Origin of the sequence: Enterobacter asburiae, assembly GCA_011754535.1 — a bacterium.
GTDB classification, from domain to species: Bacteria; Pseudomonadota; Gammaproteobacteria; order Enterobacterales; family Enterobacteriaceae; genus Enterobacter; species Enterobacter cloacae_N.
The window spans coordinates 2389081-2413118 of sequence record JAAQVN010000001.1 but is presented as its reverse complement, the minus strand read 5'-3'; the positions used below and the strand labels follow the sequence as shown (position 1 = coordinate 2413118).

Annotated in this window: 27 protein-coding genes; 7 read left to right on the top strand and 20 right to left on the bottom strand. The window is 56.4% G+C overall.

Features of this window, described 5'->3' with window-relative positions; all coding sequences use genetic code 11:
* Nucleotides 1-18 precede the first annotated feature (18 nt).
* From HBM95_11385 to HBM95_11365, 5 genes are all read right to left on the bottom strand, one after another.
* Complete coding sequence (locus tag HBM95_11385) at nt 19-1317, bottom strand: HAMP domain-containing protein (protein NIH43535.1); 1299 nt, start codon at nt 1315-1317, stop codon at nt 19-21.
* Nucleotides 1314-2054: a response regulator gene (locus HBM95_11380; protein ID NIH43534.1), complete on the bottom strand. Its 741-nt coding sequence runs from the start codon at nt 2052-2054 to the stop codon at nt 1314-1316. Before HBM95_11380 ends, HBM95_11385 begins: the two co-directional genes overlap by 4 nt.
* Nucleotides 2055-2098: 44 nt before the next feature.
* The gene (locus tag HBM95_11375; GenBank protein ID NIH43533.1) at nt 2099-3094 is read right to left on the bottom strand and encodes an alpha/beta hydrolase; all 996 of its coding nucleotides are present in this window, start codon (nt 3092-3094) and stop codon (nt 2099-2101) included.
* Nucleotides 3095-3239: 145 nt separating this feature from the next.
* Nucleotides 3240-3680, bottom strand: coding sequence for a GNAT family N-acetyltransferase (locus HBM95_11370; GenBank protein NIH43532.1), 441 nt, complete (start codon nt 3678-3680; stop codon nt 3240-3242).
* Nucleotides 3681-3692: 12 nt separating this feature from the next.
* Nucleotides 3693-4163, bottom strand: a complete 471-nt coding sequence (locus HBM95_11365; protein NIH43531.1) for a GNAT family N-acetyltransferase — start codon at nt 4161-4163, stop codon at nt 3693-3695.
* A 118-nt stretch (nt 4164-4281) separates the two neighbouring features.
* Here HBM95_11365 and HBM95_11360 point away from each other — a divergent pair, with 118 nt between their 5' ends.
* Nucleotides 4282-4830 (top strand): GNAT family N-acetyltransferase, encoded by a 549-nt coding sequence (locus tag HBM95_11360; GenBank protein NIH43530.1) that lies wholly within the window; start codon nt 4282-4284, stop codon nt 4828-4830.
* Here HBM95_11360 and HBM95_11355 read toward each other — a convergent pair.
* The 8 genes from HBM95_11355 to sad form a co-directional block, all read right to left on the bottom strand.
* Nucleotides 4818-5732, bottom strand: coding sequence for a hypothetical protein (locus HBM95_11355; protein ID NIH43529.1), 915 nt, complete (start codon nt 5730-5732; stop codon nt 4818-4820). The two genes, HBM95_11360 and HBM95_11355, sit on opposite strands and share 13 nt — an antisense overlap.
* A gap of 200 nt (nt 5733-5932) precedes the next feature.
* Nucleotides 5933-7384 carry a tagaturonate reductase gene (locus HBM95_11350; GenBank protein NIH43528.1) on the bottom strand — a complete coding sequence of 484 codons (1452 nt, stop codon included), beginning with the start codon at nt 7382-7384 and terminating at the stop codon, nt 5933-5935.
* 116 nt (nt 7385-7500) lie between these two features.
* Nucleotides 7501-8028, bottom strand: coding sequence for a GNAT family N-acetyltransferase (locus HBM95_11345; GenBank protein ID NIH43527.1), 528 nt, complete (start codon nt 8026-8028; stop codon nt 7501-7503).
* Between the two features lie 83 nt (nt 8029-8111).
* Nucleotides 8112-9077, bottom strand: coding sequence for a sensor domain-containing diguanylate cyclase (locus tag HBM95_11340; protein NIH43526.1), 966 nt, complete (start codon nt 9075-9077; stop codon nt 8112-8114).
* Between the two features lie 180 nt (nt 9078-9257).
* On the bottom strand, nt 9258-9620 hold the full coding sequence (locus HBM95_11335) for a DUF4186 domain-containing protein (GenBank protein NIH43525.1): 363 nt from the start codon (nt 9618-9620) through the stop codon (nt 9258-9260).
* Nucleotides 9620-10546, bottom strand: a complete 927-nt coding sequence (gene glsB, locus HBM95_11330) for a glutaminase B (protein NIH43524.1) — start codon at nt 10544-10546, stop codon at nt 9620-9622. The genes HBM95_11335 and glsB overlap by 1 nt, the downstream gene beginning before the upstream one ends.
* A 64-nt stretch (nt 10547-10610) precedes the next feature.
* Nucleotides 10611-12200: a HAMP domain-containing protein gene (locus tag HBM95_11325; GenBank protein NIH43523.1), complete on the bottom strand. Its 1590-nt coding sequence runs from the start codon at nt 12198-12200 to the stop codon at nt 10611-10613.
* 129 nt (nt 12201-12329) lie between these two features.
* Entirely contained in the window at nt 12330-13718 is a 1389-nt protein-coding gene (sad, locus tag HBM95_11320) for a succinate-semialdehyde dehydrogenase (GenBank protein NIH43522.1), read from the bottom strand.
* Between the two features lie 98 nt (nt 13719-13816).
* On the opposite strand from sad, the gene HBM95_11315 reads away from it, so the two are divergent.
* Nucleotides 13817-14695, top strand: coding sequence for a LysR family transcriptional regulator (locus tag HBM95_11315; GenBank protein NIH43521.1), 879 nt, complete (start codon nt 13817-13819; stop codon nt 14693-14695).
* Here HBM95_11315 and HBM95_11310 read toward each other — a convergent pair.
* From HBM95_11310 to HBM95_11300, 3 genes are all read right to left on the bottom strand, one after another.
* A complete protein-coding gene (locus tag HBM95_11310) occupies nt 14649-15131 on the bottom strand; it encodes a GNAT family N-acetyltransferase (protein ID NIH43520.1) in 483 nt (160 codons plus the stop codon). The genes HBM95_11315 and HBM95_11310 overlap by 47 nt on opposite strands.
* Before the next feature lie 81 nt (nt 15132-15212).
* Nucleotides 15213-16007 (bottom strand): PhzF family phenazine biosynthesis protein, encoded by a 795-nt coding sequence (locus HBM95_11305; GenBank protein NIH43519.1) that lies wholly within the window; start codon nt 16005-16007, stop codon nt 15213-15215.
* A gap of 26 nt (nt 16008-16033) precedes the next feature.
* The gene (locus HBM95_11300) at nt 16034-16822 is read right to left on the bottom strand and encodes a PhzF family phenazine biosynthesis protein (protein NIH43518.1); all 789 of its coding nucleotides are present in this window, start codon (nt 16820-16822) and stop codon (nt 16034-16036) included.
* Nucleotides 16823-16998: 176 nt separating this feature from the next.
* Here HBM95_11300 and HBM95_11295 point away from each other — a divergent pair, with 176 nt between their 5' ends.
* Nucleotides 16999-18195, top strand: a complete 1197-nt coding sequence (locus HBM95_11295; GenBank protein ID NIH43517.1) for a sugar transporter — start codon at nt 16999-17001, stop codon at nt 18193-18195.
* A gap of 46 nt (nt 18196-18241) precedes the next feature.
* On the opposite strand, the gene HBM95_11290 is transcribed toward HBM95_11295, so the two are convergent.
* The gene (locus HBM95_11290) at nt 18242-18907 is read right to left on the bottom strand and encodes a MarC family NAAT transporter (GenBank protein NIH43516.1); all 666 of its coding nucleotides are present in this window, start codon (nt 18905-18907) and stop codon (nt 18242-18244) included.
* Between the two features lie 256 nt (nt 18908-19163).
* On the opposite strand from HBM95_11290, the gene marR reads away from it, so the two are divergent.
* From marR to marB, 3 genes are read left to right on the top strand one after another with little or no spacing between them, the layout of a single operon-like run.
* Nucleotides 19164-19598 (top strand): multiple antibiotic resistance transcriptional regulator MarR, encoded by a 435-nt coding sequence (gene marR / locus HBM95_11285; protein NIH43515.1) that lies wholly within the window; start codon nt 19164-19166, stop codon nt 19596-19598.
* A 20-nt stretch (nt 19599-19618) separates the two neighbouring features.
* Entirely contained in the window at nt 19619-19999 is a 381-nt protein-coding gene (gene marA / locus HBM95_11280) for an MDR efflux pump AcrAB transcriptional activator MarA (GenBank protein ID NIH43514.1), read from the top strand.
* Nucleotides 20000-20032: 33 nt separating this feature from the next.
* Nucleotides 20033-20251: a multiple antibiotic resistance protein MarB gene (gene marB / locus HBM95_11275; GenBank protein ID NIH43513.1), complete on the top strand. Its 219-nt coding sequence runs from the start codon at nt 20033-20035 to the stop codon at nt 20249-20251.
* A 31-nt stretch (nt 20252-20282) separates the two neighbouring features.
* On the opposite strand, the gene eamA is transcribed toward marB, so the two are convergent.
* Complete coding sequence (gene eamA / locus HBM95_11270; GenBank protein NIH43512.1) at nt 20283-21188, bottom strand: O-acetylserine/cysteine exporter; 906 nt, start codon at nt 21186-21188, stop codon at nt 20283-20285.
* A gap of 193 nt (nt 21189-21381) precedes the next feature.
* Between eamA and ydeE the strand changes: the two genes are divergently transcribed.
* Nucleotides 21382-22599: an efflux MFS transporter YdeE gene (gene ydeE / locus HBM95_11265; GenBank protein ID NIH43511.1), complete on the top strand. Its 1218-nt coding sequence runs from the start codon at nt 21382-21384 to the stop codon at nt 22597-22599.
* 46 nt (nt 22600-22645) lie between these two features.
* Here the strand turns inward: ydeE and zinT are convergent, their stop codons facing one another.
* Both zinT and urtE read right to left on the bottom strand, forming a co-directional pair.
* Entirely contained in the window at nt 22646-23287 is a 642-nt protein-coding gene (gene zinT / locus HBM95_11260) for a metal-binding protein ZinT (GenBank protein ID NIH43510.1), read from the bottom strand.
* Nucleotides 23288-23339: 52 nt separating this feature from the next.
* A complete protein-coding gene (gene urtE, locus HBM95_11255) occupies nt 23340-24038 on the bottom strand; it encodes an urea ABC transporter ATP-binding subunit UrtE (protein ID NIH43509.1) in 699 nt (232 codons plus the stop codon).

Below are 24038 nucleotides of genomic sequence, written 5' to 3'. Positions count from 1 at the left end.
AGATACAAAGCCGTACAATTAACGGCACGGGAGTGTAATTGAGACGTCCAGCCCGCCCTCTGCGCGGTTTGCCAGCTTCAGCTTTCCGTCCAGCTGTGCGGTGAGCTGCGCAGCGATCGCCAGGCCAAGGCCTGTCCCGCCGGTATCGCGGTTGCGTGATGTTTCCACACGATAAAACGGCTGTAAAACTGCCTCCAGTTCGGCATCCGGTATACCCGGCCCGCCGTCCATGATGTGAATGGTCACCTCTCCGGTAGTCGAGTCATCAATGCTAATGGTGGCGTACTCGCCAAATTTCAGGGCGTTATCCAACAGATTGGTCATCACCCGGCGAAGCGCCTGAGGACGCGTGACGATGGGCAAACGGGTTTCACCTGCCTGAAACTGCACGTTTTTACCGATGTCCTGATAATCGCAGGCGATGCTGTTTATCCAGGCATTCAGCTCAAGCTTCAGCGAGGTTTCTTCCAGCAATTCTGATGACCGGGCATACGCAATACCCTCCCGCACCAGACGCGTCATATTATCAAGGTCGTTTAAAAGCTTGTCGCGCAGTTCAGGCTGTTCGGCCATCTCAACACGAAGCTTCATGCGGGTAATGGGCGTCTGGAGATCGTGCGAAATGGACGCCAGGATCTGCGCCCGCTCCCTGAGATAGGACTGAATTCGCGCCTGCATCGCGTTGAAGGCATGCGCTGCACGCTGCACCTCAACCGGCCCCTTTTCCGTCATTGTCGTGTTGGCGGCCGGGTCCAGGGAATCTACCGCGCGGGTAAATTGCGAAAAAGGCCGTACCACCTGCCGCACGGCGATCCAGGAGCAGGCAGCCAGCACGAGCAGCTGCAGAATCAGAACCACGGGCAGCCAACTGGCGACCGGCGGCATCCGTGGGATCAGATCGATGGTCAGCGGCGCGCCATCGCGTAACGTGAGATGCGCCTGGATGTGTGAAATGGCGCCGGGAACGGCAGTGAAGCTGAGCGGATACCGTGCCGCAAGCGTCGCTTTTAAGGTTCGGATGGCGTCCCGCGAACGCTTATCCGTCGGCGCGTTGCCGGGTTCTCCCGGCCCCAGAATATAGCGGTAGTTACCGCGTTCAAGTCGCGGCAGCCAGGCCGCGCGTTCATTGGCGGGTAAGCGGTCTAAAATAGCCACGCTGGTCGCGACATCGTATTCCAGATTACCGAGCATCACCGTTCGGGCGCTGTGCATTCGCTCAATCATGACCAGCGTCAGACTCAGGGCGTTGGCCAGCAACAGTCCGGGCAGCACGACGATCAGCAAGCGGGCCAGCAGCGAGCGGGGCCAGAGCGTCATTCGTTAGCCTCTTTGATAGTGACCGGCATGGTAAAAACGTAGCCCTCGCTGCGCACGGTTTTGATATACGCGGGCGTGCGGGCATCTTCATTCAGACGCTGGCGAACCCGGCTAACCAGTAGATCGATTGAGCGTTCAAACAGTTCGGCGTCACGCCCCTGAGTCAGGTTGAGCAGCTGATCGCGGGTCAGCACCCGCTGCGGGTGGTCAAGGAAAACGCGCAGCAGGCGATATTCTGCCCCGCTGAGCGCCACGATCACCCCTTCCGGGTCAATCAGGTGGCGGGCAACGGTATCGAGCTGCCATTCACCGAACGTCACCAACCGCCCTGCTTCCGTGACCTGTAAATTGGGCGGCATCGTGCGAAAACGACGTAAAATCGCTTTGATACGCGCCAGCAATTCTCGTGCGACGAAAGGCTTTACGACGTAATCGTCTGCTCCCATTTCCAGGCCCAGGATCCTGTCCGTCTCCTCATTGCGCGCCGTCAGCATCAGGATGGGCAGATCTTTATATTTCCCGACGCGTAATTGCCGACACAGCGTAAGCCCGTCGTCGCCGGGCATCATAACGTCCAGCACCACCAGGTCGATATGCTGCTTATCCAGCACGACGCGCATCTCTTTGCCGTTTGCCGCGCCAGTGGCGCGATAACCGGACTTAACGAGATAGTCGATAATCAATTCACGAATATCCCTGTCGTCATCGACGACAAGGATATGATCAATATGCTCCACCGAAATCTCCAGACCGAAGGGTAACGTATTGAAAATAGCACATTTCAGAGTTTGTCAGCGTCAACAACTGCCTTGACGAAATCCTGCGGATCTTCCTGAGGGGGATTGTGCCCCACGGTTGCGCCGAAGGTACGGTGTTCATATTTACCGGTAAATTTACCCGCGTAGGCCTGCGGTGCCGGATGCGGCGCCCCGTTGTTTCCGCCTTCGATGGTGATCGTTGGAACGGTGATATTCGGCAGTGTGGCCAGCTTTTGCTCGTAGCTGTCGTATTTGCGCTCGCCTTTTTCCAGCCCTAAGCGCCAGCGATAATTGCTAAGCGTCACCGCAACGTGATCCGGGTTATCAAGGGATTTGGCGCTGGCGTTGAAGGTTGCATCGCTAAATTTCCAGTCAGGCGAGGCCTGAGACCAGATCAGACGAGCGAAGTCATGGGTGTTTTTGGCATAGCCTTCAGCACCACGCTCGGTGGCGAAATAGAACTGATACCACCACTGCTGCTCCGCTTTTGGCGGCAACGGCTGTTTGCCAATCTGCTGGCTGCTGATGAGATAACCGCTCACCGAAACGAGCGACTTAACGCGTTCTGGCCACAGCGCCGCAACGATATCCGCCGTACGGGCGCCCCAGTCATAGCCTGCAAATACCGCCTGCTTGATATTCAGGGCGTCCATCAGGTTCACGATATCTTTCGCCATTGCGGAAGGCTGGCCGTTGCGCGGTGTTTTTGCAGACAGGAAGCGCGTGGTGCCGTAGCCGCGCAGGGAAGGTACAATCACGCGGTAGCCTTTTGCCGCCAGCGCAGGCGCGACTTCAGCGTAGCTGTGAATATCGTAGGGCCAGCCGTGTAATAAAATAACCGGTTGGCCGTCTTTAGGACCAATGTCGACATACCCGACGTTAAGATCGCCTGCGTTAATTTGCTGTGGACGATCGAAAGCCGCCGCGAAGTTAGTGCCGGTGACTTCGGCCTGACATGACATGACGGTGCCAAGGGAAACGGTGAGAGCAAGCGTTGAATAAGCGAGTTTGCTGAACATGTTGGTATCTCCGGTTGAGTACAATTCACGGGGATATAACAACACTGCAATGTATAGCGGATATGTGCGAAAGCGGGTTTATTGCAAGCCTGCGTATGTATCCGGTATGCAGATACAGTGTGATACAAACACAGGCGCTGTTGCCTTACAGAGAGATTCGATAGCGGACGTAATCGTCAGCGTCACCGTATCGATCGTAGAGTTTACGTGCCGGATTGTTCTCCCGGGTGACCCAGTAAAGTTTTGACCACCCTTCACGCTTGCCTTCCGCTATCAGGGCATCAATAAGCGCCTTACCCGCTCCCGCGCCGCGTTCGTCGGCATCAACAAACAGATCTTCCAGATAGCAAATGGGCACGGTTGACCAGGTTCCTTCGTGAAGAACACACATTGCGAAACCGATGACCTTTTCGTCTTTCTCTACCACGCGGCAGAACATCGGAGAATGCGCTGAGAGCGCCCTTTCCCATGTCGATGCGGTGACGGGCTCGTCAAGGTAGCAATCATAAAAATGGGTATAGCCATCCCACAGCGGTCGCCACTGGGAATAGTCGTCTTCGCGGAGAGGTCTTACCGTGACAGCCATGCGTTCCTCACATTACAAGTCGATTGCCATTTCAAAACAGCGTAAATCAGCCCCCGCCATACGCGAGTGATGATAGTTTTCGCGCAGCGTCACAAACCCCAGTTTCTGATAAAAGGACTGGGCGTTAGGCGTTGCATCAAGCCTCAGGCGGGTGATTCCCCGACTGCGCGCCTCGTTTGTAAGCGCCTTGATAATCCGGGTCGCCATGCCTCTCCCGGTGGCTGAGGGAAAGGTGAATATGGCCTCCAGGCAATGGGTATCAAGATCCAGGTAGCCGGTTGCCGCAATGACGCCCTTCTCGTCTTCCACCACGTAAAAAGGGTATTGAATGATCGTTTGACGGTAATGCTCGGGCATCAGATCCGGCGTCCAGCGTGCAATCACGTCAGCGTCGTAGCTGGTTTTGCAGCCGTGACGAATCGCCTGATTGCGTATATTCCAGAGTATTTCGGCTTCCTGGGAGTTGGCCCGTCTTAATACCATGCTGACCTCTGCAATTGTTAGTAGTATGGGAAAGGGCTCTCCCTGGGATAGAGTGCTGCTAAGGTGAAAATACCAGAACGCAAACAAAAACATAACGCTTAAATATGGAGATCCGCAGATGACGATACCGACACTCACGACAGAACGTCTCCTGCTGAAACCGCTGGTTGCCGAAGATGCGGTTCAGATTCAAAAGCTGTATCCGCGTTGGGAGATTGTCCGCTATATGGTCTCTACAGTGCCCTGGCCCTACCCGGATAACGGCGCGGAAAATTATGTCAACAACGTCGCGCTGCCGGATATGGCAAAAGGGATTGCCTGGTTCTGGAGCATCCGCCGTCGCGAGGTGCCGGATGAGTTGATGGGGATTATCTGCCTGTACGACGTTGACGATAATAACCGCGGATTCTGGCTGGCGCCGGAGTTTCAGGGACAGGGGTATATGCGTGAGGCCAGCATTGCGGCGACGGATTACTGGTTTAATACGCTGAACAAACCCGTTTTGCGGGCGCCGAAGGCCGCCGCGAACAGCCGCTCCCGTCGTATTTCAGACAGCAGCGGCATGCGGCTTATCAGAACGGAAAAGAAAGCCTACGTCAGCGGGATGCTGGACTCCGAACTGTGGGAGATCACCCGCGACGAGTGGAACGCCCGTCAGGTCAGCTGATAGTGCTTATCCGGCATCAGCCTTTCCGGAATGTTCTCTTCATCGTTCATCTGCAGCAGATCGCGTTCCATCATGTTACAGATGGCGTCCAGCGGCAGGTCGTTATCTTCTGTGCCAAACGGGTCTTCCAGCTCTTCTGCCAGGGTATCCAGCGAGATAAAGGTGTAGGAGATCAGCGCCGACACAAACGGCGTCATGTAGTGCAAGTCCACAACCAGCGCGAACGGCAGCATGATGCAGAAGAGATACACCGTGCGGTGCAAAATCAGCGTATAGGCAAACGGCACTGGCGTTGTCGCAATGCGCTCGCACCCGGAAAGGACGATGGACATATCGTTCAGACGGTTGTTCAGGCTGTGGAACAGGATGTCTGAGAGTAGCCCGTTACGCCGCCGTACGGCCAGCCACTCCCCCATGATCAGTAAAATACGGTTCGCCGGCGAGTTGGCGCCCATTACCTGATGTAAAACGTCCGGAGCCAGATAGCGAGAGAGCTGCTCAGCATCCATATCCCGGCGCAGGGTCATGCGCAGGCAGTTGGCAAAGGCGATCTGCAGGCGGACAAACTCCCCCAGGTGCTTATCGTCAGGCAAGGTGTTTTTTACCTCGCGAAACAGCGAGCGTGCCGCTATCATCAGTTGCCCCCAGAGCAGGCGAGCCTCAACGTAGCGCGAATAACAGGCGTTGTTTCTGAAACCCAGAAAGATAGCAATTGCCACGCCGAGAATGCTAAACGGTGCCACGGTAAATTTGATGCCGAGTGAGGTATACCACGGCAGCATCAGAATAACGGCGATAGAAAGCAGGAAGTTGAGCAGCAGTCGGGTATAGATTTTAGGAAGTACCGAACCATGCCAGACAAAAATCAGTTGTAGCCAGTGCTGTTTAGGACGAACGATCATAGTGAGTTTCAGGCAAGAAAAGAGCGTGGCTATTAAACGTGATCCCCGTCACGGTTGCAAGCATGTTAACGGAACATTGCATTTTCTCATCTGAAGAACGTAAACCGCACGGTGCTGCATCTGTTTTTTAAGTAATGGCAAATAGTATGTTGTAACTAAAGCAATACCTGTTTAAACCCGGCCGAAGCCGGGTCACGTGATTAGCAAAGCGGCTTCACCGCCGCGCGCATACCCTTCAGCAGAATGGCATCAAGATCGAGCGTTACCTGGTCGACGAGACCATCCAACTTCGTCAGGTCCTGCTCCCAGTGCGCTTCCTCGCTCAGCACGGCGTGCACCAGTTCACGGGTAGCGATCTGATTATCGCGATGCTGCGCCCATAGCTGTTGATACCGTTCCAGCCAGAACGCATCATCCTGCACCGGGTAGCTCTCCCCGTTACGCTCCGCGCGATAAAATGCGATCAGTGCAGCCAGGGCAAACGTCAAACGTGCGGGTAATTTTCCCACTGCCTTCTGCCCCGCCAGCAGCTGCGGAAGAATACGCGTGCGATACTTGGTCATGCCATTGAGCGCAATGGAAAGCAGCTGGTGTCTGATGTAGGGGTTCCGGAAGCGCCCTGTCACCGCGCTGGCGAAAGATTCCAGCTCGTCACGGGGCAGATCGAGGACCGGGACTATCTCGTGATAAATCGCTTTTTCGACAAATGCGCAGATCGCTGCATCGTTCATCGCCTCGCCCACCGTATCCAGCCCGGCCTGGAATGCCACCGGCACCAGCGCCGTGTGCGCACCGTTCAGGATGGCGACTTTGCGCTCTTTGTAGGGCTTGATGTCGTCCACGATTAGCACGTTTAGCGGATACTGATCCAGGCGCAGCTCGCGGGCAAGAGATTCAGGCCCCTGAATGACAAACAGATAGAAATGTTCAGCCGTATCCAGAAACCCGTCGTGATACCCCAACTCAGCCTCCAGCGTGGCCGCTTCGTCGCGCGGATAACCGGTCACGATGCGGTCAACCAGCGTTGAGCAGAAGCTGTTCGCCTCGTTCAGCCACTGGATAAAGGCGGCAGGCAGCGTCCACTCCTGCGCATAGCGCAACACGAGTTCACGCAATGCGTCACCGTTGTAGTCAATCAGTTCACACGGAATGATGACCCAGCCTTTGTCAGGCGCGCCATTGAAGTGGCTAAAGCGCTCAAACAGCAGCCGCGTCAGCTTCGCCGGATAGCTCACCGCAGGGGCATCGTCGAACTTATCCCCCGCGTGGTAGCTGATGCCGGCTTCGGTGGTGTTCGAGAAAACAAAGCGCATATCCGGGTTGTGGGCCAGCTTAAGAAATGCGTCGTATTCGTCGTAGACGCTGATTTCACGGTTAACGGAGCGGATAAGTCGAGCGTCGCTCACCTCTTCGCCCTGCTCATTCAGGCCACGAATGATGGTGGTGTACAACCCATCCTGTGTGCTTAGCGAAGGCGGGAAGTCGCTCTGAATAGGACGAACGATAACCACACCGGCGTTGAGATCGGTATGTTCATTCAAGAGGTCAATTTGCCAGTCGACAAACGCACGCAGGAAATTGCCTTCACCAAACTGAATGATGCGTTCGGGGTACTGCGCACCGGGAAAATCACGACGGTTGAGCGTGTTCACAAGGGGGTTCCTTTTATGATTAGTCATACAGCCTGATAAGATTGGTACAATAACTTATCAAAACTTTACGACCAGAAACCCTGTTTCGATCAATCCCGGGCGTGGTTGTGAAATAATTACAGGAATTTATAGAACACCGACGTGGCCGTCATGGCGCCGTCCGGCATCAGGGCGTAGCGTGGGATCTCACCGACCTTTTGCCAGCCGGCACGCTGGTAGAAGGTTTCCGCGCCGCTGCCGGTGGAGGTATCGAGCACCAGAACCGAAATGTCTCTTGACCGGGCCTCAGCCTCCAGCGCTTCCATCAGCGCCATTGCGGCTCCTTTACGCCGAGCCTTTTCATGAACCAGCAGCTTTGCCACATCCGCACGGTGTGGCTGGTTTTCCGGCTGGTCGGTAATCAATTGCACCGTGCCGATAACGCCCTCCTGCGGATCGATACTGGCCAGCACAACGCGCTCGTTGCGCCCTACGCTGTCAGCTATTCTGAGCCAGAATGAACGGGCCTTTTCCGGGCTAAAAGGCAGCATGAAGCTGACGGATGCGCCGCCGTTAACGCAGTTTTCGAGGATTTCGGACAGCGCATCAAGATGGGTGAGAATATCGTCCCGGGTGAGGATTTTAATTTGCAGTGGGGTATTCATTGTTGAGTCCTTACGTTGAATACCCTCACTTTGCATTTAACATTTTATTAACGCAAACGAAACGGCCATACGGTTTTGTTATGTTACCTGGCCCGCTGCCGCTGCTGCTTCATGGCATACATTTTTTCATCGGCATCTTTGAGCCACTGCTGCAGGTCGTTGCTGTTATGATCGAATTCGCTGAGCCCCCAGGAGAACATAAGCGACCACGGATGTAGCTTGCGCGCATTGTAGTTTTCAACCTGCTCGGCGAGATACTGCATGGCAATCCACGCGCCCTTCTCATCCGTATCGGCAAAGAGCACGGCAAACTCATCGCCGCCGAAACGAACCAGCAGATCCGCTTCGCGGAAAGAGGTGCGCATCAACTGCGCCATGGTTTTTAAAGCCTTATCCCCCTCTTCGTGCCCGTAACGATCGTTAATTTCCTTAAACCGATCCAGATCCAGCCAGCCGAGCGTTAACGGCTCAGCCCGGCGTCGGGCTATGGAGAGCGTGAAGCGCACGAGCTGGTTAAAGCCCCGTCGGTTGAATAATCCGGTCAATTCATCGGTGGTCGCCGCGCTGATTGCTGCAAACTCGTCTTCAGCAAGCGCGCCCAAATCCCCCAGCACGGCGAGATCGGCCGCTGAGAACTCCCGCGGTGCGTAGTCAATCAGGCAAAGCGAGCCAACGCTTGCGCCGTTGCGCAGGCGCAGCGGAAAGCCTGCGTAAAACCGCACACGAGGTTCGCCGGCCACCAGCGGGTTATCTGCAAAACGATCGTCCTGAAGCATATCCCCCACAATTAGCGGTGCTTCGGTGAGGATGGTATGACCACAAAATGAGATATTACGCGGAACGGAACCGGGTGCCTGCCCATCAGCCGACTTAACGATCAGCGTATGCTCATCAATAAGGTTGACCATTGCCAGCGGTACCTGGAAAAAGCGCTTTGCCAGACGCGTTAAGCGGTCAAACGCCGGGGAACTGTCAATCTCAAGCAGACCCGATTCGCGCAGCGCGTTAAGTCTGTCCATTTCATTTTCAGGTGTTGCAGGTGCTTTCATAATGTCTCCTGACGTAAAGCGTTACTCAAAGCGTAGCTTAAACAGAGACATTGTCAGTGTTCGACATCCTGTTAAGCCGCTATCCATTTTTACGTCAATGCGTTATGACGATTTGCTCGTCCGCCAGCCGGGCGCGAGGCTGGAATGCCCGATGGCGTTAAGAGCAGAACGCATTAAATATCATTTTTGGGCGTTCATCTGTATCACCAGCCAGTGGCGGATAACGTTGACGATATAGTGCTGCTGCTGCGCGCTCAGCTGCACGCCCTGGGGAATGTTATGCCATTTTGCCAGACAACCCCGACAGCAGGTCGCGGTGGCATGCTGGGCGATAAACACCGGATGGCCGCGCATGGGCGTCTGCTTACCGTCGTTTGCGGGCTGCGCCGGTGCAAGGCGTTTAGCGACAAAATCGGCGGCATGCTGGTCAATGGTTTCGGGGCCTTTGTCCCAGCAGTACTGCCGTTCCTTATTGCCCAGTCGAAAGCGCGAGCGAAACGTCGATCGCGCCAGGCGGGAAAAGAGAGGATCCAGGTCAGACATCAGTATACGGAACGTCCAAGACGTTGAGTCAGCTTCTCCAGAACTGCCACGCCGGCAAGTGAATTTCCCGTTTCGTCCAGCTCCGGGCTCCAGACGGCAATCGCCATTTCATGCGGCACAATCGCCACCACTCCGCCACCAACACCCGATTTGGCCGGAAGGCCAACCCGCCAGGCAAACTCGCCGGCGTTCTGATACATGCCGCTGGTTGCCATCAGAGCATTGACCTGACGCGCCTGAAGCGGGGAAACCACCTCCTGATCGAGATGCGGCGCGTGCCCCTGGTGCGCAAGGAACAGAAACGTCTGGGCCAGCTCAACGCAGCTCATCTTCAGGGCGCAGTAATGGAAGTAGTTTTGCAGCACGGTCGCCACATCGTTGTGGAAATTGCCGAAGGATTTCATCAGCCAGGCAATAGCCGCGTTGCGGGCGGAGTGTTCAAACTCCGAGCGCGCCACCACCGAATCATAGGCAATGTCGTCCACGCCCGAGAGCTGACGCACGATCTCAAGCATTCGCTGACGCGGTGCGCTGAGGCGGCTTTGCAGCATATCGCAGACCACCAGCGCCCCGGCATTGATAAAGGGGTTGCGCGGTTTACCCTGCTCGATTTCGAGCTGAAGCAGTGAGTTAAAAGGCTGGCCGGACGGATCTTTCCCCACGCGCTGCCAGATCTCCTCTTCCTCGTACTGGCGCATCGCCGCGACCAGACTCAGCACTTTAGAAATGGACTGAATGGAGAAACGTTCAGTCGCATCGCCGGCCTGGTATCGCTGTCCGTCTATGGTACAGATAGCGATGCCCAGCTTATTCCCGCTCACCGAGGCAAGGGCCGGTATATAGTCGGCAACCTTCCCCTTTCCCAATAACGGACGAACCTGCGCCAGAATCTCGTCCAGCATCTCATTATGGATGACCGCAGCCACTCTTATTGCTCCTTGCCCTCAGGCTAAAACGGGCTGCGAGTATAACAGAGGCTAATGTATTGCGTCAGGCGCTAAGACGAAAACGCGAAACGGCCTGCAATAAAAGATCGGACTGCTTTTGCAGGCGTTCTGAGGCTTCCGAGGCGTCAGAAACCAGCAAATCCGTCTGGCGGGAGACCTGATTCAGCGCCTGAAGCTGGCGCGTCATCTGGTGAATACTTTCTCCCTGACTGAGCGTGGCGGTCGAGATTTCATTCAGCAAACTGCTTAAATTGCCCACCAGACCGGTGACCTGCTGCAGATTCTCTTCCATCAGGTTAACGGCACGAGAACCGTCTTCAATGCCCTGCAGCGAGCGGTTAATGAGTTCCTGAATGGTCTGCGTCGAATGGCTGCTTTTTCTGGCCAAAAGCCCGACTTCCCGCGCGACGACGGCAAACCCGCGCCCCTGGTTTCCGGCATGGGCGGCCTCAATGGCGGCGTTCAGCGCCAGAATGTTAGTCTGAAACGCTACGCTGTCTATCATCGCCACGATCCCGCGCATCTCTGAAGATCGCTCGACGATCGCCTGCATGGACGCATTCACGGTCGACATCATCTGGTCGCCGCCCACCGCGGCCTGACGCGCTTCATCCGCACGCGAGCTGGCGAGCCGGGCATAGCCGGTATTGCCTTCCACGTGGGTTTCCAGCGCCGCGATATGCGTTGTCACCTCCTCCAGCTCCTTTGCCTGACGCGCCGACTGCTGATACAGCTTCTGGTTTCCCTCCGCGAGGGAGCCAATGTTCTCCACCATCGTGGCTGTGGCGTGGCTGACCTGGGTCACCAGCTGCTGCAGGCCGCGCTGCATGGTGGCAACGCTGTCGCTGAGCTGCCCGGTCTCCCGGTTAAAACGCATAACGTCGGGCGGCGTGCCGGAGAGATCCCCGGCCGCCAGCCGGTTAATATGCGCAATCAGGCGACGCAGCGGCGTAATCACCCAACGGGACATGCCGAACCAGACCGCTACGGCGATGGCGAGCAGCAGAACAGGCGCCAGCAGGAACAGCGTTTGCAGACCGGAGAGCTGTGCCATCAGGGCCTGACGCCCCTGCATCGCCTGCTTCTCGCTGGCCTGCTGGTAGCGCGCGTAGTTGTCGTTAAAGTCGGTCTGAAACGCCTGCGCCGGCACGGCAAAGAAGGCATCAATCGAGTTGGTTCTGACAAGTGCTTCCGATTGCTCTTTAATGGCATCGTAGAAAAGCTGGTAGCTGTTAATCAGCGCCTCATCTTTTTGCGGGCTGAGCGCCAGCCAGGCCTTCCACGCCTGCTGTGAAACCGCCAGCGACTTTTGCGCCTCCTCCATCAGGCTGTGCCAGCTTCCTTCCGAGCCGGTCTCTTTATCCTGCATAAACCAGACGCCGGAGCGGTTGAGCAGATCGCTTGCTGCCAGCAGGGAGACGCGCGCCAGATCCAGCTTGTTCTGCTGCTGGTACGCCAGCAGATTTTGCTGTTCGTTGCGCTGAGCTTCCTTCAGGGAGGCGTTAAGCAGAAAGGATGAGGAGAGCTGCAGCGCGGAGAAAAGGCCAATGATGCAGAAGATACCCGTCAGCAGGCCAAACTGGCGAGGGATAATACGCTGCGCAATACGACGAAAAATTTGCGTTAGGTTCATAATTTTCTTCAGTAACAACACGTTAGACGCGTGCAAGTCTACGAAACGAAAATGACAGAACCATTGCAGAAAAATGACAGGCGACGCCGTCTTGCCAGAGGTGCAAGCGCGGCGCCGCCGGGCGATAAATTACACTCTGTTCTTCCACACCGTCTGCACATTACAGAATTCATGCAGCCCGAAATGAGAAAGCTCGCGGCCAAAACCGCTCTTCTTCACGCCACCAAAGGCCACGCGCGCGTCGCTGGCGCTGTAACCGTTGATAAACACCCCGCCGCACTCCAGCTCGCGAGAGAATTTATCCGCAAGCGCTGCGTCAGCGGTAAAGACCGTCGCAGACAAACCAAAGTCGCTGTCGTTGGCAAGCGTGAGAGCGTGATCCGCATCTTTCGCGACCGTAATGGCCGCAACCGGACCAAACAGCTCCTGGCGGAAGGCTGTCATCGACGGAGTGACGTTCGCCAGCACGGTAGGCGCGTAATAATTCCCGTCGCCGCTGATTTTCTCACCGCCCAGCAGCAGCGTTGCCCCTTCTGCCAGGCTCGCCTGCACCTGCTGATGCAGTTCATCGCGCAGGTCATAGCGCGCCATCGGGCCAAGGTAGTTCTCTTCTTCATCCGGCGCGCCCATCTTTAACGCGGCGACGGCGTCAACGAAGCGTCGGGTAAAGGTATCCGCAATACCCGCTTCCACAATGAAGCGTTTGGCCGCCGCACACACCTGCCCGGTATTCTGGTAGCGCCCTGCTACCGCCGCCTTCACGGCAAGGTCCAGATCGGCATCGTTGAGTACGATGAACGGGTCGGAGCCACCCAGCTCAAGTACGCATTTTTTCAGCGCCGCCCCCGCCTGCGCGCCAATGGCGGCCCCGGCGCGCACGCTGCCGGTGACGGTCACCGCCGCAATGCGGCGATCGTTAATCGCCTGGCTTACGCCGTCATTGGTGGCATTCACCCAGCCGAACACCCCTTCAGGAAAACCGGCATCTGCAAAAATCTGCGCGATAAGTTCCGCCGAGCCGAGCACGTTCGGCGCATGTTTGAGCAGATAGCTATTACCTGCCAGCAGGATCGGCACCGCGCCGCGCAGAACCTGCCAGAGCGGGAAGTTCCAGGGCATTACCGCCAGAATCGGCCCCAGCGGACGGTATTCAATGACCGCGTTGTGGTTTTCCACAAGCGTAGGTTCCGCATGCAGCATCGCCGGGCCATGATCGGCATACCAGTCGCACAGACCCGCTGATTTCGCCACTTCCGCCCGCGCCTGCTGAATGGGTTTTCCCATCTCGCGGGACATCATCCGGGCCATCTCTTCCGCACGGCCGCGCAGCGCGGCGCCGAGATCGCGCAGCTTCTGCGCCCGGTGGGCAACGCTTTCGCACCGCCACTGACGAAAGCCCGCATCAGCCAGCGCGATGGCACGTTCAACCTCTTCCTGCGTCGCCCACGGACAGGCGGCGAGCGTTTCGCCCGTAGCCGGGTTAACTGACAGGGCATGTGTAGCAGATGAATATTTCATGATGTTCTCCACGCATTACGGTTGATTAAGTGTGGCTCACTCTGCTATTTCTTAAAAATGAATAATACTGACCACCTTATTCACGAAACGAGAATGCTATGGATTTAACCCAGCTTGAAATGTTTAACGCCGTCGCGCAGACGGGCAGCATCACCCAGGCGGCACAGAAGGTGCATCGCGTTCCCTCGAACCTGACGACCCGCATCCGCCAGCTGGAGGCCGATCTTGGCGTTGAGCTGTTTATTCGTGAGAACCAGCGTTTGCGCTTATCTCCCGCCGGGCATAACTTCCTGCGCTACAGCAGGCAGATTCTGGCGCTTGTGGATGAAGCGCGCATGGTCGTCGCGGGCGATGAGCCGCAGGGGCTGTTTGCCCTCGGCGCGCTGGAGAGCACCGCTGCCGTGCGCATCCCTGAGACGCTGGCGCAGTTTAACCAGCGCTACCCGCGCATCCAGTTTGCCCTTTCTACCGGGCCATCCGGGACGATGATTGACGGCGTACTGGAGGGAACCCTGAGCGCCGCTTTTGTCGACGGACCGCTGTCGCACCCGGAGCTGGAGGGGATGCCGGTCTACAGGGAAGAGATGATGCTGGTCACGCCTGCCGGGCAGGCGGAGGTCACGCGCGCCGCGCAGGTGAGCGGCAGCGACGTTTATGCCTTTCGCGCGAACTGCTCGTATCGCCGACACCTTGAAAGCTGGTTTCATGCGGACAGAGCCACGCCCGGTCGCATTCATGAGATGGAGTCCTACCACGGCATGCTCGCCTGCGTCATTGCGGGGGCAGGCATTGCCCTGATGCCGCGCTCAATGCTGGAAAGTATGCCGGGCCATCATCAGGTTGAAGCCTGGCCGCTGGCGGAAAACTGGCGCTGGCTCACCACCTGGCTGGTGTGGCGTCGCGGGGCGATGACCCGCCAGCTGGAGGCGTTTATAGCGCTGCTAAACGAACGTCTTCAACCAGCGCCTTCTCCATAAACAGGCTGAGCGGGTCGTCAACGTAGGGGGCAAAGGCCGGACGCAGTTCGTATCCGCACTGTTCATAGAGACGAACCGCAGCGCGTTGCTTAATGCCCGTTTCCAGCCGCACCGTGTGGCAATGACGGCTCAGGGCCTCGTCTTCCAGGGCGGCCAGCAGCGTCTCACCGAGATGCTGGCCCCGATGGGCCGGATCGATATAGACCCGCTTCATCTCTCCCGTTCCGTCCCCGTTGAGCACGATGGCGCCGCAGCCGACGGCCTGAAGCTGCTGGTCGCGGACGATCATCAGGATCAGCGACGTTTCCGGCAGCGCAGCCAGATCGAGCAGATGATTACTTTCGGCGGGATAGAGTTCGCTTTGATAGCGGTCAAGCGCCGCGATCAGTCTGGTAATGTCCGGATGGCGGGCAGATTCAGAGGTAATGGAATACATGGCAGGCTCCTTGTTGTTTTTATTTCAACATAGCGCAGGCCTGCCTGGGTGCATCATAGTATTAACTTATACGCCGTCCGGCTAGCGCAAAAAGACACGCCCTTTCAGATACAGCGTTGCCTGGCCGCCAATCAGCACGCGGTCGCCCTTCAGTTCACAGCGAAGATCCCCGCCGCGGTACGACACCTGGCGGGCGTTGAGCGACGTCTTACCCAGCCTTTCGCTCCAGTAAGGGATCAGCATGCTGTGCGTGGACCCGGTAACCGGATCTTCCGGTACCCCTTCGCCCGGGCAGAAGAAGCGGCTGACGAAGTCATATTCACCCTCGCCAGGCGCGGTCACGCAGACCATTTTATCCAGCGGTACCATCGCGCCAATATCAGGCGTTAACGCCTCCACCTGCTGTTGGCTCTCCAGCACCACCATATAATCTCGCCCGACGCGCACCTCTTTCGCCGCCGGGATGCCCAGCGCGCTAAACAGCGCCGGCGGCGGGTTATCGACGGCTTCCGTCGACCACGCGGGGAAGTTCAGCGTCAGCCAGTCGCCGCTGCGTTTGACCGTCAACTCGCCCACAAAGCGCGTGGTAAAGTGAATTTCCGTATGTGGGTAGTCCAGATACTCAAAAATGACGTGCGATGCCGCGAGGGTCGCATGGCCGCAGAGGTTAATTTCATGCAGCGTGGTAAACCAGCGCAGTTCAAACCCACCGTCTGTTCGCACAAAAAAGGCGGTCTCAGACTGGTTATGCTGCTGCGCCATCTTGAAAAGGGTCTCGTCGGGCAGCCACTCTTCCAGAGGACATACCGCCGCGGCGTTGCCGCCAAAGGTTTTGTCGCTGAAGGCATCCACCAGATAAAAATCAATTTCCCGCATTGTCTCTTCCTCTCTTGTTATCAGTTTTAGCGCAGATACACAGTGCCTTTCAGGTAGCACGACGCCTGACCGCTCATCAATACGCGCTCCCCTCGCAGCTCGCAGCGTACATCCCCGCCGCGCGCCGAGACCTGACGGGCAAACATCGCCGTTTTCCCCAGCTTTTCGCTCCAGTAGGGGATCAGCATCGTGTGCGCGGATCCAGTGACCGGATCTTCCGGAACGGAAACGCCCGGCGAGAAGAAGCGGCTGACAAAGTCATACTCCCCTTCGCCCGGTGCCGTCACGCTCACCTTATGCTCGCCCGGCGTCATCGCCGAAAAGCGCGGCTCAAGCGCTTCAACCTGCTGGCGGTTTTCCAGCACAATCACCCAGGCGCGGCCCTTACGGGCTTCAACGTAATCGCGGATACCTAGCGCCGCAAGCATTTCCGGCGGCGGCGTCTCTTCACAGGTCGGACACGCCGGGAAGTCCAGCGTCATCCACTCTCCCTCCCGGCTGACCGTGAGGCGACCGGACGCAGTGTCAAAGTGGATCCGTGAATCGGGATAATCCAGTTCATTAAACAGAACGTACGCGGCGGCAAGGGTAGCATGACCGCAAAGATTGACTTCGGCGAGCGTGGTAAACCAGCGTAGCTCAATGCCGCCTTTAGTGCAGACGAAAAATGCGGTTTCCGACTGATTATGCTGCTGCGCCATTTTCAGTAGCGTCTCATCGGGTAACCACGCTTTCAGCGGGCAAACCGCCGCCGGGTTGCCGCCAAAAGCGCTTTTGCTGAACGCATCTACCAGATAAAAATCAATCTCCTGCATTGTCTTACCGCCTGTTTTTGTTGTGTTGTACTTTTATATTCAATGAAAACAGTGCCTCCGGCTACCGCTTTCATAAGGTAAATATTGAGATCTGCGTCACATAATGGTTGAGTTTTCGCCGTTCAACGTTTTAAGATCGTCTCCTCTTCTTTCCAGCAACGTATCTCCACATCCCTATGACAACGAACACAGTTTCCCGCAGAGTTGCGTGGCTACGCGTGGTCACGCTGGCCATTGCCGCGTTTATTTTTAACACCACAGAATTTGTTCCGGTTGGGCTGTTGTCTGACATAGCCGAAAGCTTCCAGATGGAAACGGCGCAGGTGGGCATTATGTTGACCATCTACGCCTGGGTCGTGGCGCTGATGTCGCTGCCGTTTATGCTGCTGACCAGCCAGATGGAGCGGCGCAGGCTGTTGATCGGTCTGTTTACTTTGTTCATTGCCAGCCATGTCCTGTCGTTTATGGCGTGGAATTTTACGGTGCTGGTCATTAGCCGCATCGGCATCGCTTTTGCCCACGCGGTCTTCTGGTCGATTACCGCGTCGCTGGCTATTCGACTCGCGCCGGCGGGTAAACGCGCCCAGGCCTTGAGCCTGATTGCCACCGGTACCGCGCTGGCAATGGTGCTGGGGCTGCCCATTGGCCGCATCGTGGGACAATACTTCGGCTGGCGTACCACCTTCTTCGCCATCGGCATGGGCGCGCTGGTGACGCTGGTGTGTCTGATTAAGCTGCTGCCCGCGCTGCCGAGCGAACATTCCGGCTCGCTGAAAAGTCTGCCGCTGTTGATGCGTCGCCCGGCGCTGCTGAGTATCTACCTGCTCACCGTTATCGTGGTCACCGCGCATTACACGGCGTACAGCTACATTGAGCCGTTTGTGCAGATGGTCGCGGGCTTTAGCGCTAACTTTGCCACCCTCTTACTGCTCATCCTTGGCGGCGCGGGCATTATTGGCAGCGTGCTGTTTGGCAAACTGGGTAACCAGCATGCCTCCCTGCTTGTGAGCAGCGCCATCGGCCTGCTGCTGGCGTGCCTGGTGCTGCTGCTGCCTGCGTCAGGCAGCGAAAGCCATCTGGCGATCCTGAGCCTGTTCTGGGGCGTAGCGATTATGATTATTGGTCTCGGCATGCAGGTGAAAGTCCTGGCCCTGGCGCCGGATGCCACGGACGTGGCGATGTCGCTGTTCTCGGGGATATTCAATCTGGGGATTGGCGCGGGGGCGCTGGTGGGAAATCAGATTAGCCTGCACGTGTCGATGTCGGCGATTGGCTATCTGGGAGCCATTCCAGCCCTGGTGGCGCTGATCTGGTCGGTACTCATCTTCCGCAAGTGGCCGGTGGCGCTGGAGGAACAGGGGCAGCACGGGTGAGGTTTGTTTATGCCGGGTGGCGGTTTCGCCTTACCCGGCAATAAACTCAATGGTAGGTCTTAATAATCTCCAGCACGCCGTTAATAATAAACTGCACGCCCATACAAACCAGCAAGAAGCCCATCAGCCGCGAAATGGCTTCAATCCCGCCCTTGCCTACCCAGCGCATAATGGCGCCAGAGCTGCGCAGCGACGCCCAGACGATAAGCCCGATAATCGCAAAAATCAGCGGCGGCGCAACCGTCAGCACCCAGTCCGGGAAGGTTGCGCTGTCGCGCACCGTCGACGCGGAGCTGATGATCATCGCGATGGTACCCGGCCCCGCCGTGCTCGGCATGGCAATCGGTACAAAGGCGATATTGGCACTCGGTTCGGTTTCCAGCTCTTCGGATTTACTGGCCGCCTCGGGCGACTCGTGCGCCTTTTGCGCCGGGAACAGCATGCGGAAGCCGATAAAGGCCACGATCAGCCCCCCGGCGATACGCAAGCCAGGGATGGAAATCCCGAAGGTGTTCATCACCACCTGTCCCGCATAGTAAGCCACCATCATAATGGCAAAGACATACACGGCAGCCATCATCGACTGATGATTGCGCTCGGCGCTGTTCATATTCCCTGCCAGCCCGAGGAAAAGCGCCACCGTCGTTAACGGGTTAGCCAACGGCAGCAGTACCACCAGCCCAAGCCCAATTGCTTTAATCAAATCCAACATAGTGCGTCGTTGTCCTTATCCACATTTAACATCGCAATTATAGGGTGAAAGTGTGACGCTCAGCCATCTGCGCAACGTAACGATTATTTTCTTAAGGTAATGATAACCAGCAGTTATCTATATGATTTACAAGCTTTCAAATAAAGTTCATGAAACGTTTTAGCAATTCGTGGCATCGGCCGATTCATTCAGTTGACTTATACTTGCCTGAGCAATAATATCTGCCGTGACTAAACTACTTGCCAGGGCAACCATTGTGAAAAACACCAGTGATATCTTCAACGACGTTGTTCCACTGGGTCGTCTTATTCATATGGTTAACCAGAAAAAAGATCGCCTGCTCAATGACTATCTGTCACCGCTGGATATCACCGCAACACAGTTCAAAGTGCTGTGCTCCATTCGCTGCGAAGGGTGTATCACGCCGGTTGAGCTGAAAAAGGTGCTCTCTGTCGATCTGGGTGCGTTAACGCGCATGCTCGATCGTCTCGTCTGCAAAGGATGGGTAGAACGAAGCCCTAACCCAAATGACAAACGCGGCGTACTGGTCAGGCTCACCAGCGATGGCGCGGCTATGTGCGAGCAATGTCATCAATTAGTAGGACAAACACTGCATCAGGAACTAACAAAAAACTTAACGGCAGATGAAGTGGCAACCCTTGAGCTTTTGCTGAAGAAAATACTGCCGTAAACAGAAAAAGAGGTATGACGATGTCCAGACGCAATACTGACGCTATCACTATTCATAGCATTTTGGACTGGATCGAAGATAACCTGGAATCGCCGCTCTCCCTTGAAAAAGTGTCTGAGCGTTCAGGTTACTCCAAATGGCACCTGCAACGGATGTTCAAAAAAGAGACCGGTCATTCATTAGGTCAATATATTCGCAGCCGCAAACTGACGGAAATTGCCCAGAAACTGAAAGAAAGCAATGAGCCGATCCTTTATCTGGCGGAGCGTTACGGATTTGAATCACAGCAAACCCTGACGCGTACGTTCAAGAACTACTTTGACGTGCCGCCTCATAAGTACCGAATCACCAGCGTACCGGGTGAATCCCGTTATCTGTATCCGTTAAAACACTGTAGTTAAACATCGCCTGTAACAGACGTAACCGAGGAAAAAATGAACGTTACCGCCTCCGCCGCCCTCGCCTTGCTGGTGCTGTTTTCCAGCCAGACCTTCGCGGAGCAAACCCCAGGTGCAACGCAGCAAAATAATCGTGACACGATGATTTTGCCGTCAGCACATGACCAGTCACCTTTTGATTTCAACCATATGGGTGCTGGTAGCGACAAATCCGACGAATTAGGCGTGCCTTATTATAATCGGCACGGCCTCTGATTCGTTTTTGCCCCGCATACGCGGGGCTTTTTTATGCCTTCCCACTCACCCGCGCCGCCCGACGTACACGCAGACCAAACACGTTGATGTACAGACCGGCCATGATCAGCACGGCACCGAGCAGCTGCAGCGCGCTTAACGTTTCATCCAGCAGTATCGCCGCACTGGCAAGCCCCACCACCGGAACCAGCAAAGACAGCGGCGCGACGCGCCAGGTCTCATAGCGCCCCAGCAGCGAGCCCCAGATCCCGTAGCCCACGATGGTGGCGACAAACGCCAGATAGATAAGAGAAAGTATCGTGGTCAGATCGATGTCGACCAGGCTGTTCAGCATCACCTCCGGGCCATCCAGAATAAACGACGCCGCCAGAAACGGGATTATCGGGATCAACGCGCTCCAGACCACCAGGGACATCACCTGAGGCCTTGCCTCGTGCTGCATAATCAGCTTGTTGAAGATATTGCCGCAGGCCCAGCTCAGCCCCGCCGCCAGCGTGAGCATAAACCCGAGCAGCGCCACGTCCTGACCGTTCAGGCTGGCTTCAATCAGCACCAGCACGCCAAACACCGCGAGCGCGATCCCCGCCAGCTGTTTGCCCTGTAAACGTTCGCCAAACACGAAGGCGCCGAGAATAATGGTAAAGAACGCCTGCGCCTGTAACACCAGCGAGGCAAGACCGGCCGGCATCCCGAACTTAATGGCGCAGAAGAGAAACGCGAACTGGCCAAAGCTGATGGTCAGGCCATAGCCCAAAAGCAGTTTTAACGGAATTTTTGGACGGGCGACGAAAAAGAGCGCCGGGAACGCCACTAGCATAAAACGCAAACCGGCCAGCATCAGCGGGGGCATATTGTGCAGCCCCAGCTTGATGACCACGAAATTCAGCCCCCACACCACGACCACCAGCAACGCCAGCAGCCCGTCTTTACGCGTCATACCCTGCCCCTGAATTATTAATAATTTGTTAACACTTCAAGGTAACAGAAAAAAGTGTGTCGCGAGAAGATCATTATTTCTGGCAGGGAGCTGAAGCACTTAGGGATAAATCGGGTGCTATACAAGCCCCTTATGTCGTGATACTCCTTTTAGGACACAACATAAAAAGCATAAGCAATTGTCGGGCAGGAATATGAAACCATCTCTCAGGCGCTCAACCGCAGCGCTACTGGCATCGTCATTGTTATTAACCATCGGTCGGGGGGCAACGCTGCCGTTCATGACCATTTATCTCACGCGCGTGTTTAATATGAGCGTCGAGAATATTGGTTATGCCCTGACGATTGCGCTCACCGTCGGCGTAGTGTTCAGCCTGGGGTTTGGCATTCTGGCCGATAAGTTTGATAAAAAGCGCTACATGCTGATCGCGATCGTGGCCTTTATCGCCGGTTTTGTCGCGATCCCGCTGGTGGATAACGTCACGCTGGTGGTGCTGTTCTTTTCCCTGATCAACTGCGCCTATTCCGTCTTTTCGACGGTGCTGAAGGCCTGGTTCTCCGACGTGCTCACCGCAAGCCAGAAAGCGCGCGTCTTCTCGCTGAACTACAGCTTCCTGAACATTGGCTGGACGATCGGGCCGCCCATTGGCACCCTGCTGGTGATGTACAGCCTGCAGCTGCCGTTCTGGCTGGCCGCCTTCTGCGCCGCGCTGCCGCTCGGGTTTATTCATTTCTTCGTGCAGAAAAGCGTCGCGCTGGATACCGCCGAGGAGAAGATGCCCTGGCAGCCGTCGGTACTGCTGAAAGACCGCGCCCTGTTCTGGTTCACCCTCTCCGGCCTGCTCGCGTCTTACGTGGGCGGATCGTTCGCCAGCTGCATTTCGCAGTATGTTCTGGCCGCCAATGCCGACAGCGATTTTGCCCAGAAGGTGGTCGCCGTGGTGCTGCCCGTTAACGCAGCCGTGGTGGTGACGCTGCAGTACGCGCTGGGGCGCAAGATCTCCGCCAGCAATATTCGGCCTTTAATGACCGCCGCAACGCTGTTTTTTATCCTGGGGCTGGGGGGCTTTATGCTCTCCGGGGAGAACCTGATTTACTGGGGCATCGCCGCCGCCGTCTTTACGCTGGGTGAGATTATCTACGCACCGGGTGAATACATGCTGATCGACAACATTGCCCCGCCGGGGATGAAGGCGAGCTATTTCTCAGCCCAGGCGCTGGGCTGGCTCGGCGCGGCGGCAAACCCGATGATCACCGGTATTATCCTGACCAACCTGCCGCACTGGTCGCTGTTTGTCATCATGATGGTCGCCATCGTCATTGCGTGGCTGATGATTTTGCGCGGGATGAGCGTGAAAAGTGAAGATAGCGTGTCGGGTGGCGCTGCGCTTACCCGACCTACAAAACCCTAATCGTGTGCCGGGTATGGCTAAGCCACCACCCGGCAAAAGCAACAGCCTAGTGGTGCAACATCTCCTCCACCACCTGCTCTTTGTACATCTCGTTTGGATAATAGGTCGGCCAGTTATCCATCTCTTTCAGCAGCGCCTCGTGGGAGGTGTTGCCCATGAAAATATGGAAGTGCGAAGAGGCCTTCGGTCCGATGGTGTGGTCGCTGAACTGCACGAATTTAGGCGCCTTGCTGTCGGCATCTTTACACTCAAACAGATAGCGAACGCCTTTCTTACCTGACGCATAGGTCAGAATTTTGTAGCCGCTGTAACCATACTGACAGCGGCTGACCGCTTTGCCTTTATGAAATTCCATCACGTTATTTTCGATGCCGATGGCATCCACGTCCGTCGCATATCCCTTGCGGTAGTACGCTTTCACCTCGTCAAAGGTTTTGCTTTTATCCTTCTGCGCTTTCTGCCTGAAGACCGGATCCAGCGAGCCGTCCAGCAGGAACGGATAAACCGACTGCCAGGTCCCGTCCCAGTCTGACAGTGCTCTGTCCTTCACGTCCTTATCCTCAAACACGCCGTTTGCCGCCTTCTGTTCCGCTTCGGTCATCTGATGACCGTGCGAGTGAGCAAACAGCTGGCCGCTGACCAGCAGCGCCCCCAGAGTCATGGCAAATTTTCCAATATGTGCAGCCAAAGTAACGCCCTCGTTCCGTTTTATAAGAACGAGAATGTTATATTATAACATTTCAGATCGCAACCAGCCCGCGAACGCCCTCCTGCTCCATATTTTCACCCCGCCCGCGCTGAATAATGGTGCCGCGGGACATCAGCAGATAGCTGTCGGCCAGCTCTGCGGCAAAGTCGTAAAACTGCTCGACCAGCAGGATCGCCATGTCGCCTCTGTTTGCCAGGGTGCGGATCACGTGGCCAATCTCTTTGATGACGGATGGCTGTATGCCTTCGGTGGGTTCATCCAGGATCAGCAGCTGCGGACGGCTCGCCAGCGCGCGTCCAATCGCCAGCTGCTGCTGTTGCCCACCCGAGAGATCGCCCCCGCGACGATGCTTCATCTCTTTAAGTACCGGAAACAGCTGCCAGATTTCGTCAGGCACCTGCTTCGCCTCGCGGGCGGGAAATCGCGACAGCCCCAGCAGAAGGTTCTCTTCCACAGTTAAGCGCGGAAAAATCTCGCGCCCCTGCGGGACATACGCCACGCCAGACTGCACCCGCTGGTGCGGCCTGCTGTGGGTGATCGTTTTACCCTGCCAGATGACCTCCCCGGTTTTCGCCGGGATCAGCCCCATAAGACACTTCAGCAGCGTGGTTTTCCCGACGCCGTTGCGCCCCAGCAGGCAGGTTACTTCGCCGGTGACGGCTTCAAAGCTCACGCCGCGAAGGATATGGCTGCCGCCGTAATACTGATTCAGTTCGTTAACCTGTAACAT